At 65.5% G+C, this 11839-nt stretch carries 10 protein-coding genes; 2 read left to right on the top strand and 8 right to left on the bottom strand.

Annotated elements, in window-relative coordinates; genetic code table 11:
• Positions 1–14: 14 nt before the first annotated feature.
• From AC0L2L_RS14310 to AC0L2L_RS14285, 6 genes are all read right to left on the bottom strand, one after another.
• Positions 15–1556, bottom strand: a complete 1542-nt coding sequence (locus AC0L2L_RS14310; protein WP_473579227.1) for a bifunctional AfsR/SARP family transcriptional regulator/alpha/beta hydrolase — start codon at positions 1554–1556, stop codon at positions 15–17.
• A 183-nt stretch (positions 1557–1739) separates the two neighbouring features.
• Positions 1740–2696, bottom strand: a complete 957-nt coding sequence (locus AC0L2L_RS14305; RefSeq protein WP_473579226.1) for a DMT family transporter — start codon at positions 2694–2696, stop codon at positions 1740–1742.
• Between the two features lie 96 nt (positions 2697–2792).
• Positions 2793–3071 (bottom strand): hypothetical protein, encoded by a 279-nt coding sequence (locus AC0L2L_RS14300; protein ID WP_473579225.1) that lies wholly within the window; start codon positions 3069–3071, stop codon positions 2793–2795.
• Between the two features lie 210 nt (positions 3072–3281).
• Entirely contained in the window at positions 3282–4451 is a 1170-nt protein-coding gene (locus AC0L2L_RS14295) for an NAD(P)/FAD-dependent oxidoreductase (protein ID WP_473579224.1), read from the bottom strand.
• A 16-nt stretch (positions 4452–4467) separates the two neighbouring features.
• Entirely contained in the window at positions 4468–5787 is a 1320-nt protein-coding gene (locus AC0L2L_RS14290; protein WP_473579223.1) for an aspartate aminotransferase family protein, read from the bottom strand.
• Between the two features lie 142 nt (positions 5788–5929).
• Positions 5930–7471: a winged helix-turn-helix domain-containing tetratricopeptide repeat protein gene (locus tag AC0L2L_RS14285; protein WP_473579222.1), complete on the bottom strand. Its 1542-nt coding sequence runs from the start codon at positions 7469–7471 to the stop codon at positions 5930–5932.
• A 139-nt stretch (positions 7472–7610) separates the two neighbouring features.
• On the opposite strand from AC0L2L_RS14285, the gene AC0L2L_RS14280 reads away from it, so the two are divergent.
• On the top strand, positions 7611–8330 hold the full coding sequence (locus tag AC0L2L_RS14280; protein ID WP_473579221.1) for a class I SAM-dependent methyltransferase: 720 nt from the start codon (positions 7611–7613) through the stop codon (positions 8328–8330).
• 30 nt (positions 8331–8360) lie between these two features.
• Here AC0L2L_RS14280 and AC0L2L_RS14275 read toward each other — a convergent pair whose 3' ends face one another.
• Positions 8361–9350 carry a GlxA family transcriptional regulator gene (locus AC0L2L_RS14275; RefSeq protein WP_473579220.1) on the bottom strand — a complete coding sequence of 330 codons (990 nt, stop codon included), beginning with the start codon at positions 9348–9350 and terminating at the stop codon, positions 8361–8363.
• 66 nt (positions 9351–9416) lie between these two features.
• Positions 9417–10370 (bottom strand): AraC family transcriptional regulator, encoded by a 954-nt coding sequence (locus tag AC0L2L_RS14270; protein ID WP_473579219.1) that lies wholly within the window; start codon positions 10368–10370, stop codon positions 9417–9419.
• A 128-nt stretch (positions 10371–10498) separates the two neighbouring features.
• Here AC0L2L_RS14270 and AC0L2L_RS14265 point away from each other — a divergent pair, with 128 nt between their 5' ends.
• Entirely contained in the window at positions 10499–11530 is a 1032-nt protein-coding gene (locus tag AC0L2L_RS14265) for an SDR family oxidoreductase (protein ID WP_473579218.1), read from the top strand.
• The last annotated feature ends 309 nt before the right edge of the window (positions 11531–11839 follow it).

Here is an 11839-nt window from a genome sequence, read left to right as displayed (position 1 = left end):
CTGAGAACGCCTGGCTACGCGCCCGCCGTCTCGGCGATGAAGGCGCGGACGTGGTCTATGAACTCTTCGAAGGCGGGCTCGCCTTCGAGCAGGATATGGTTCTGGCTCTCGAGCTCGATAAAGCGCGCGCCGGGAATGCCCGCGGCCATGGTGCGGCCCGACTCCACCGGCGCCACGTTATCGTCGCGCGCGTGCAGCACCAGCGTCGGCACACGCACTTTCTCCAGCAATTCGCTGACATCGATCACCGAAAAGGCGCTCTGAAGACGCCAGGCGTCGTCGGGCGAGACGGTGCGCAGCATCAACTCGTCCATCCAGGCGAAATGTTCGTGCGTGGCGCCGGGGATGAACATGGAGCAGAAGGCCTGCCGGAACATCGGGTTCGGCTTGCCCCAGCTCTCGCGCATCAGCGTCGCCGCGGCCTCGCGTGTCGCGATCTCGCCCGCGTCGCCGCGCGCCCGCCAGCCTTTGACGTAACCGCCGTAAAGGATCATGCCCGACACTTTCTCGGGATGGCGGATGGCATAGGCGATCGAAACCGCGCAGCTCTGCGACAGGCCGAGCAAGGTGAAGCGGTCGAGCCCTGTCGCCTCGATCACGCATTCGAGGTCCGACAGCATGGTCTCGAATGAGATATCGACGACGTGCCGCTGCGAAAGGCCGTTGCAGCGCTCGTCATAGCGCACCAGCCGGTTCTGGCGCGACAGCTCCCGCATCCAGTGCCGCCAGATCGGGCTGTCCCAGTCGAAGGTGAGATGCGACATCCAATGCGCGGCGCGCAGGATCGCAGGGCCGTTGCCGGTGCTGGCATAGGCGAGCCTGGTGCCGTCGACACCCCGGCAGAATTGCACGGCGCGGCCGGGATCCTGCGGCGACGCGGCGGGTTTCGACGGCGCCTGCGGCAGCGTGGGCGCAGCAGGCTGCGGCGCGCGGCGGGTGGGCTGGGCGGCGACCGAGCGGACCTTGCCCTCCAGCGCCTCGATCTCGGCGGCGAGCCTCAGGTCCTCGGGCGCGAGGCGGCGCAGGCGCTGCGCAAGCGGCAGCGCCTGCCGAGGCTGGTCCGCTAGGCGCTCGACCAGCTCGCGCAAGATGCCGAGTTCGGCGATCTCCACCTCGCTGGCGATCGCTTGCCGCCAGGACTCATATTCGAAGCATCGTTCGAGCGAGAGATCGGCCAGAAAGCCGCCGCGGATCGAGGCCAGGGCGGCTTCAAGCTCCTCGGTCGAGCGGGACGAAAGGTCGGCCTTCACCAGTGGCGCCAGCCGCGCACAATCCGTCTCGACGTTGAGCGCGACCGCGTTGCGATCTGCGACGAGGGCGGGTTCGCCGCTCAGGACCTGTCGGATCTTGGAGAGGCTCCAGCGCAACGCGCCACGCGGATCGTCGGGAATGTCCCAGAATATTTCGCACAGCCGCTCGCGCTGGTGCTGCCTGCCGGTGACGGCAAGGTAGGCGAGCAGCGCCCGCGTCTTGCGCGATGGCGGCAGGTCAAGCGGTCGGCCGTCGCGCGTCACCTGGAAATCGCCAAGCACGCGCAGCTCCAGCACCTCGTTCATGCGTCCACGCGCTTGTCGATTGCCGCTATCCCCCTTCGGCCTTGGCCGGCGCCGCCAAAGGCAGCCGCCCGCCAATAGCAAAATCGGCTAATTTAGGAAAGCTTGGTCCGACGCTCGGGGGCACGGGGAACCAAATCGGCCAGGCGACGCGGACAGCCTTATGTCGATCGAGGCTCTTCGGCTTCACGCCTTTGCAGGAACCGCCCGCGACTTGACCACCGTCGCCAGCACCACCCCGGCGATGATGAAGGCCGCGCCGATCAGATCATAGTCATGCAGGCTCTCGCCGAGCAGCAGATAGGCGAGCACGGCGACAAACAGCGTCTGCAGATAGAGCAGCATGCTTGCCCGGCTGGCGCCCAGCGTCTCCACGCTTTGGTTGTAGAGATAGTACATCAGCGCGCCGCCGGGTCCGGCCAGATAGGCGAGCGCGAGCAAGCCGTGGGCATTCATGGCCGAGCGTTCGTCGTTGGCGATCTCCCACAGGTGGAAAGGCAGCGCGACCAGCGCGCCCGCGCCCAGCAGGAGCACGACCAGCGGCAAAAGCTCGAGGCCGAATTTGGAGCGGCGCAGCAGCACCGTGTAGAGCGCCCAGCAGAAGGCGCTGCCGACGATCCACAATTCCCCGACATTGAAGCGCAGCTGCACCAGCGCCTCGATATTGCCATGCGCGACGATGACCAGCATGCCGGCGAGCGCGGCCAGCGCGCCGAGCGCCTTCCAGAGCCCGAGCGGCTCGCCAAGCACGAGACGAGCCAGCACCATGGTCATGATCGGCGACATCGCCATGATGATGCCCGCCGTGGTCGCGTCGGTGTCGTTCAAGCCGTGATAGATCATGCCCTGGCAGAGTGTCAGGCCGATCGCGCCCACGGCGACGATCTCCAGCGGCCGCGAGCGCAGCAGCGCAATCATCGCGCCGTGATGGCGGTGCACGATCGGCAAAAGGATGGCGCAGGCGAGCGCCAACCGCCAGAAGCACAGGCCCCAGGGTGGCATTTCCGGCGCCACCCACTTGGCCGCGATATAGACGCCGGCCGAAAGCAGCCAGCACAGCACGGCGGTGGGATAGCCGCCCAGGGATGATACCGCCGGGATGGCCGGCGGCTCCGGCTGATGGACTATCGGTATCGCCTGCATCGCATGCCCCCCATCCCATGAACGCCAGTGGCCGGCAGTCTACCGCATATCGGGGGTGTTACATATATCTGCGGCCGGATGCCGATCCTTGAGAGATCAATGCGACGTGTCGGACATGTGCAGGAGGTCCCAGGTCGAGCCGACGCGACCGTGGAACTGCGACGCGAAGCGTTCGGCTTCTGTGTCTTCGAGGCCATCGTCGACAAGGGCCTCGATGCTTCGCCGCAGCAAGGCGAGCTGCATCTGGCGCGCATGGCTTTTGTCGGGTTCGCGCATGATGGCCGTGACGTGATAGGCGACGACGGGCTGGCCAAGACAGGACAGAAGCGGGCTCGACTCGGCTGTCGCTGCTGTGACTGCTTCTTCGATGTTCATTCGGCGCTCCTCATCAAAAGATGCTGGGCGCCTCCCCGGCAGATGGCGACGGTATCCGCCGCTTCTTTTCTCATTTCGGCAGTCGCGAAATCATTGCTCGCGGCCAAAATCAGTATCCTCCAGAACCGTATTAAAGGCGATCGGATAGTTAATCGATGGTTAACGGGAACGGTCGCATCTTAGGCGTCCGGCACGCTGAACAACACCCGGTCAGTGACCGGGGATGTTCCGCTCAACCGACGGCGCCAGGATTTGCGATCCGGGCACCGAAACCGGCGCGCCGTGCAAAACCCAGTCGGCCGCGATCTGTCCGATCACCGGAGCGAGCTGGATGCCGTAGCCGCCGGCGCCGGCGGCGGTGATCAAGGTGGGTTCCGAGGCATCGATCGGCCCGACGAAGGGCCGGTGGTCGGCCGTGACGGGATAGAGTCCCGCCCAGCCGCGGCCGAGCCGCGCGCCGAGCAGATCGGGCACCCGTTCCAAAAGCAGCTCGGCCAGATCGACCTTCGACCGCTCCTCGCACTGGTCGTTGTAATTGTCCGGGTCTTCCGGCGCGATCGCATCCACCTTGTGGATCTCGGCGATCAGCTCGCCAGGCTTCTCGTGGCGGAAATTGAGGCCGCTGCCCTCGCCGTTCACGAGATCCATGACCATCGGCATCGTGTAGCCGAGCGGCTCGTCCAGATGGATGACGATTGCCTCATGGCGCTCGGGCCAGATGTGCAGGCGCTGGCCGAAGAGCGCGGCGACCTGGGGCGCCCATGCGCCGCCCGCATTGACCACAACGTCGCAATCGATCAGTCGTCGCTTGGGATCAATCGGACCGCCGTTGGTCTCCAGCGTGTAGCCGCCGGGTCGCCGTTCTACGCCGAGCAGTTTGCGGTACTGGCGGATCTCGCCGCCCTTCGCACGGACGATGCCGGCCAGGAAATTGCACATCTCGTGCGGATCGAGGAAGCCGTCGTCGGGCCCGAACAATCCGCCTTCGAGCCCGTCAGGGCTGATGTGGGGAACGAGCTGCGTGAGCTCGTTCGCGCGGATCAGGCGCGACCTCAGGCCCGCCTCGCCCTGGATCTCGACCGACTTCGCAAACAGCTCCATCTGCGCCGACGTGCGCGCCAGCCGGAGATAGCCGATGTGGTTGAAGTGAAGCCCCTCGCCCTCCCATTGGCGGAACCGGCGCAGCGAATGGACGCGCAGCATTATCTCGAACGGGTCGGTCAGTTGCGATCCGACGACGCCGACCGACCGGCCGCTCGATCCGGAGGCAATCGACTGGGCCTCCAGCACGGTCACGCGCGCGCCCTGCTCGACAAGGTTGAGCGCCGTGCAGACGCCCAATGTGCCCGCGCCGATCACCACGACATGAGGAGCTGTCATCTATGTCCGCCTGTTTTCAGGATTGCGCGGCAATCTCGCCAAGGGTCTCGTCGATCGCATGAAGGATGGCGCCGGCGTCCGCCTCTGTCATCGGCGTCGACAGCGCGAACAGGCCGTAGCTGGCCGACAGGACGCCGCGGCCGAGCAGGCCCTTGTGGAAGGCGTCGAGTTTTTTGCGCTCGGCCTGGCCGGGATAGACGGACCGGTAATCCGTGACCGGGTGGGAGGTGAAATGAACCTTGAACAGCGAGCCCAGCCCGACGCATTGGCCGGCAAGACCATGGCTCTCCAACGAGGCGGCGACGCCATCGCGCAAGGATGCGCCGAGGCTATCGAGATGGGCGAAGCTTTCCTTCGTCAGCGCCCGCATCGCGGCCAGTCCGGCGCGCATGGTCACCGGGTTGGCGGTGAATGTGCCGCCATGCGGAAGCGCGGGCTTGCCCGCGGTCGGATCGAACACCGCCATGATATCGGCGCGCCCGCCGACGGCGCCGACCGGGAAGCCGCCGCCGATGATTTTTCCGAGCGCCGTCAGGTCGGGCTCGATGCCCCACAACCCTTGCGCGCCCGACCATTCCAGGCGGAATGAGATGACCTCGTCGAAGATGACCAACGCGCCCGCGGCGTGGGCGATCTCGACCATGGCGCGGAGATAGTCCTGGCGCGCCGGGATCAATCCGGCACGGTTGGGCATCGGGTCGATCAGCACGCCGGCGATGCTTTCGCCGTGAGCGGCGAAGACCGCGCGCAACACCTCGGTGTCGTTGAAGGGCACGGCGATCACATCGTCCAGCACCCCGCGCGGCGTGCCCTTGGCATAGGGCGTCGAGTTCGGCAGGTCACCCCAATTGGCGGGGGAGGAGTCCAGGCTCACTTCGGCGAAATCGTAGGATCCGTGGTAGGCGCCCTCGATCTTGACGATCTTCGGCCGTCCGGTGAAGGCGCGCGCAGCCTTGATCGCCATCATCACGCCTTCGGTGCCGGAGTTGGCGAAGCGGATCTGGTCGACCGAAGGCAGCCGATCGACGAGCAGCTCGGCAAGCTCGATCTCGCTCAGCGTCGGAGCGCCGAAAGCCGTGCCAAGGGGCATCTGCTCGGTCACCGCGAGCGCGACATCGGGATGCGTATAGCCATGGATCATCGAGGTGAAATTGTTGATGCAGTCGTAATAGACATTGCCGTCGACATCCCAGACCCTGCACCCCTCGCCGCGCGCGGCGTAGATCGGAAACGGATCGACGAAGACGGTGGTGCGCGTGTTGCCGCCCGGCATCACCTTCCTGGCGCGCTCGAAGAGGGTTTTCGATCCGGGCATGGCGTCGGGGTAATGCGGCATGGTTCTCGCAGGCGAAATTCGAGCGTTGAAACAGCGACGGCACCGCCGCTTGTCCAGATGCTACGGTCCGTTTGCGCACCGGCGCAATCGGCCAGGCGGGGCATGCGACACGACCACGGCCCTCCTGCCCCGTCGCCGCGCGCTATGACAGCCCGGCGATACGAAGACCACTGATGTAAAGCGCGCGCTTCTCTGGCTTGACGATCGGGTGATGCTCCTCAATCCAGGCGACCGACAGGTTCGGCTGCAGCCGCCGAGCCTCCCCCAGCGCCATGGTGGCCGTGGCGGTGTCGCCGGCGAGCGCCGCGGTCGCAGCGTAGGTGCGCCAAGCCGTTCCGAACGCTGGCCGCAGCTGTATCGCCCTGCGCTCCAGACCGGCCGCCACATCGAACCGCCCCGCCGTGAAATGGCAGATGCCCATGGTGGAAAAGATCGCCGCCTGGGTGAAGTCGCGCGGGCTGAGGCGCGCGGCGATCGCCAGATGGTGAAGGCCGTCCTCGGCCATGTCGCCATAACCATAGGTCGAGCCCAGAATGCAATGCGCCAGTGACAGGCTCGGATTGCGGTCGATCGCTTCCAGCAATTCGTCCACGGCCGGGCGGAAATTGCGCGACACCATATGGACGTAGCCGGCCGACAAATGCGCCCATGGATCGTCCTGGTCGCGCACGACGGCGGCTTGCGCCCGCGCCAGCGCGGAAGCCAGCAGTTCGCGAGGTTTCGGCGTCAGGCCAAGTGCGGCGCGGGCGCCGGTGGTCCAGGCAAGCAGGCTGTTGGCGCGCGCATAGTCGGGATCGATGTCGAGCGCCCTGACCAGCAGGCCCTCGGCAATGTCGAGGTCTTTCTGCGATCCCCACGTCCAGACATGCGGCATCGCCTTCATGACGAAGCCCCAGGCATCGAGGCTCTCGGCCGGTCGGCTGTGCAGGCGCAATCGCTCTGCTTCATAAAGCTGGGGCTCGATCGACGCCATGACCTTGTGGGTGATTTGGTCCTGCAGTGCCAGGAAGTCACCGACCTCGATGTCGAAGCGTTCCGCCCATACCTGCGTGCCGACGCTGGCATCGCTCAAGCTCGCGGTGATGCGCAAGGCGTGGCCGGACTGGCGGACGCTGCCCTGGAGCACGTAGCGCACCTTCAATTCGCGGTGTAGGCGGTCGAGCTCGATATGCCGCGGGTCATAGGCGAAGGAAGCGCTGCGGTCGCGCACATGCAGGCCGCGCAACCGCGACAGGCCGGTGATGATGTCCTCCGACAGGCCGTCGGCAAAATAAGCCTTGTCGGGATCGTCGCCTATCGCGCGAAAGCGGGTCACCGCGATCGACGGCCCTGCCTCGAGCTCGGCGCCGTTACGCGCCTCGCTTGCCTGCGGCCGCACATCGCCGACCAACCGATAGCCGACACGCGACACCGAGACGATGGAATGCGAACCCTCGGACGACGACGTTCCTTCGGGTCCCTCCCCCAGCACCTTGCGCAGGCTGGCGATCTGCACCGAGAGATTGCCTTCTTCGACCGCCAGCCCCCTCCAGGCGGCATCGATAAGCTCGTCCTTGCCGACGACGGTTCCGGCGGAGCGTAACAGGCGTTCCAGAAGCAGCATGGCGCGGTAGCCGATCGGAACAGGCACGCCGCGCCGGTAAAGCACGCCGGCTCCCGCATCGAGCAGGAAGGGGCCGAACATGTAGCGCTGCTCCTCCATCATCGAACGCTAATGCAATAAGGAACATTTTGGAAGTTTTCGAAAGTTTTATAGGCGCTCTTCGCTACTTTTAACGGCGCAGATTCCACTGTGATCGCACCCGACCAACAGGAGCGATCCGATGACCGCCGCCACAAAAATCGACGTTGCCGCGAATTCCTCCGCCCGTCTGTTTCAGGACATGTGGGGCATCTACCGCAAGGTCGTGGACTACAATTACCTCAATCATCGCGAAGCTTACGCGGCACTTCGCGAGGTTCTGCGTCATCAGCGGCCAGGCTTCACCTTCCTAGACATTGCCTGCGGGGATGCTTCCTTCAGTGCCGCCGCCCTGGCAGGCCTGCCGGCCGGCCGCTACATCGGTATCGACCTGTCGCGGCCGGCTCTCGACGATGCCGCCGCCAACATTGCCGCTTTGCCTTGCCCTAGCGAACTTCGGCACGGCAACTTCGTCGAATGGCTGAGCGCCTGCGAGGCGCCGGTCGACGTCGCCTGGATCGGCCTGTCGCTGCACCATCTGCCGTTCGAGCGGAAGCTGGAAGCCATGCAGCACCTGAGGCGCCTGGTCGGTCCGTCAGGCACGCTTCTGGTCTACGAGAACACCTGCAGGACATCGGAGAGCCGGGCCGGCTGGATGAAACGCTGGGACCGGCAGCGAAAACACTTCGCGGCGTTCAGCGGCCTCGAATGGCTGCTGCTCACCACCCATGTGCACAGCATGGACTATCCTGAAACGGCGTCTGATTGGCAGGAGCTTGGCCATCAGGCCGGTTTTGCCCGGATGCTGGAGCACTATCGCTCAACCTTTGACTTGTTCCGCCTGTTCAGCTTCTCGGCTTAGACCAAGGCAATCCCTCCTCCCGGCGCCGCCTCACTCCGGCATCATCGCCGCCGCCCCATTCGAGGCGCGGTTTGGGTGCCTCAGATTGGTCGGCGTGATGCCGGTGTGCTGGCGGAAGACGCGGCTGAAATGGCCGGCATTCTCGAAGCCGCATCGGTAGGCGATGTCGCCGATTGCCAGGTCGCTGCCTTCCAGCAGGGACTTCGCGTAGTGCACCCTGAGCGCCAGATAGGCGGCCATGGGGCTGGTGCCCAGTTCGGCGCCGAACAGGCGCTCCAGCTGGCGGCGCGAGCAATTCAGCCGGCTGGCGATCTCGGTGACCGAGACCTTCTCCTGGAGATTGCTTTCCATCAGGAGCAGCGCCCGCTTGACGGCGCGGCTCGCGGCCGCGGGAAAGAGGTCGCCGACCGGCTGCACATCCCTGACGTTGCGGATGCGGTCGAGCACGAGGATTTTCGCCGCCTTCTCCGCCGCCTTCTGGCCGATGAATTGCGAGACGAAATAGCCGGCTAGGTCGGCCGCGCCCGTGCCGCCGGCGCAGGTGGCGCGGCCGCGGTCGACGGTATAGAGGCTGTCGGCATGGGCGCTCACATCGGGGAACTCGGCACGAAAATCCTTGATATGGAACCAGCTGACGGCGGCGCTGTAGCCGTCGAGCAGGCCGTAGCGCGCCAGCACGAAGCTGCCGGTGCAGAGCGCGGTGAGCGGCACGCCTTTTTCGGCCGCGCGCAGCAGGAACGCCTCCTTTTCGGAGCTCAAGGCACGGTTGGTGTCGAGCAGGCCGCCGACCACCACGACATTGTCGAAATCCTCCGGATTGCCCATCGCCTTCGTCGGCAGCAGTTCGACGCCGCAGCTTGCGCGGATCGGCAGGCCGCGCTCGCCGACGATCTCCCAGTCGAACTCGATCCTGCGGCTGCGGTCGCCCTCGTCGCCGGCCAGCCGCAGCGTGTCGATGAACAGCGACAGCGGCGACAAGGTGAAATCGCGCACCAGGAGGAATGCGAACTTCTTGGCCATTCCGGAATCGTTACCTGAGCTGTTGTGAGTGCAATGTCGTCAATGGAGTTATTGGCACAAATGCCGTCAGTTCGCCGACGCGGCATCAACGATCTGGCCGGCGAATGGCTTCCTTGAAGCCCGATACGCCGTCGGAGACTTGCCGTTGACGCGCTTGAACGCGTTGCTGAAAGCGCTTTCGGACATATAGCCGAGCGAGCGGGCGACCACCGCCACAGGCGTCCTCTCCTCCCGCAGGGCGCGTTCGGCAAGGCGCATGCGCCATTCGGTCAGATAGGTCAGCGGCGCGACGCCCGCGACCGTCTTGAAGTGGAAGGCGAATGAGGTGCGCGACATCGCGCAGGCTTTCGCCAACTCTTCCAGATGCCAGGCCCGCGCCGGGTCGCCGTGCATCAGACGCAGCGCCGGCGCGATCCGCGGCTCGGCCAGGGCACGCAACCAGCCAGCGGGCATCACGCTCGATGTGTCGAGATGCGAGCGCAGGATCTGGATGAAGAGCAGTTGCGTCAACTGGGCCGAGGCAAGCTGCGCGCCCGGCTGACCGGCGTCCCTTTCTTCAATGAGCCGATCGAGAAGCCAGCGGAAGACTGCTGCCTGCGGCGATGCCGCGCGCGTGTGGATCCATGGCGGCAAGATATCCGCCAGCAGGCCACCGCGGGTCGGGTCGAGCAGGACATGGCCGCCTATATGCGCGAACTCCGAGCCGTCGCCCAGTGTCGCCATCGTCCTGCCGGCGCCGGAAAACAGGCTCATCGCATCCACGGGCGCAATGCCCGGTTCGCTTGCGAGCACGAAGCCGCGCCGCGCCGCCAGAAGCCCGACGTCGCCGGTTTCGAAATGGAAGGGCTCCGCTTCGCCTTCGAGGCTGACCCAGCAACTGCCCTTCACCACTGCGAAGAACTTGATCTTGTCGCGCCCGGGAAAACGGATCGCCCATGGGCCACCGGCGGTGAAGCCGCCTGTGACGACCGCCTCGGCGCTTGTGAGGGTAAGGACGTCGGAGAAGGGGTCGACGATCATTTTTGTACTATCGCGCAAGCAATGCGCATTTTCAAGCATTCACAGTACAAGTTCCGGCCCCTACCATGCACGCACAAAAGCGCCGCGCAATCGGATGCGGCGCTCATTTGCAATCTCCGAGGCATGATATGACTGACAAACTTGTCCTGGTGACCGGCGGCACCGGCTTCATCGCGCAATACTGCATGCTGGCCCTGTTGAATGCGGGCTACGACGTGCGCACGACAATCCGTTCGCCCAACCGGGAAGCAGAGGCGCGCGAGCACCTCAAGGTCGGCGGCGTGGATGCCCGGGATCGCCTGTCCTTCGTCATAGCCGACCTCACCGACGACCAGGGGTGGCCGGAGGCGGCCGCCGGATGCGAATATGTGATGCATGGCGCCTCGCCCACGCCTTCCGGCGACCAGACCCGCGAGGAGGATTGGATCGGGCCCGCTGTCAACGGAAACCTCAGGGTGCTCAAGGCGGCGCGTGAGGCGGGCGTCAAACGCGTCGTGCTGACCTCGGCCTTCGGCGCGATCGGCGTCGGCCACCAGCCCGACCACCGGCGGCCCTTCGACGAGACCGACTGGAGCGACCTCAGCGGCAATGTCGCGCCCTACCAGAAGTCGAAAACGCTTGCCGAGCGCGCCGCCTGGGATTTCATCGCGCGGGAGGGCAATGGGCTGGAACTGGCGGCGGTCAATCCGGTTGCCGTTTACGGGCCGGTCCTGGGGGCCGACTATTCGCATTCGATCAGGCTGATCGCCAACATGCTGGATGGGCAGCCGGGATGCCTGAACGTCAATTCCTGCTGCGTCGATGTGCGCGACGTGGCGGACCTGCATCTTCGCGCCATGACCAATCCGGCCGCCAAGGGCGAACGGTTCCTGGCCACCGTGGGCAAGAGCATGTGGATGATCGAAGTCGCCGATTTGCTGCGGCAGCGCCTGGGCAAGGCCGCCGAAAAGGTGTCGACGCAGGTGTGGCCCGACGAGCAGGTGCGCATCGCCAGTGAGACGAACGCGCAGCTCAAGGGAGTCGTGGCGCTGCTCGACTACGACATGAGCGCGACGGGCAAGAAAGCCGAGCGCCTGCTGGGCTGGGCACCCCGGTCAAGAGAGGAGGCCATCATCGCTTGCGCCGAGAGCCTGATCCGGCTCGGCCTGCTGCGCAATTAGGCCAGACCTTCCTTGAACGGCGCGCGGGACGTCGGGCACGGCAATCGCTTGAGACGCATAACAGTTATTCCAATAGGCGACGCGCGGCCCTGGCGTCGCGCTTTAATCGCATAGGTGGTTCCCCTACTCCGTCTCGGCGCTGCGCGCCGATCCACCTCTCCCCCCGCTGGAGGGAGAGGAAATGCCAATCGCGGAGGTCGCGGCCTCGACGGTTAGCGTTTCCTCGCGCCTTCAACGGCTAGCCTTTCCTCTCCCCCCGGCGGGGGGAGAGGTGGATCGGCGAAGCCGAGACGGAGTGGGGGAACCACT

Source organism: Mesorhizobium sp. WSM4832 (assembly GCF_055811115.1).
Note: the sequence above shows the minus strand (reverse complement) of the source record. Positions and strands in the feature narration are given on the sequence as shown.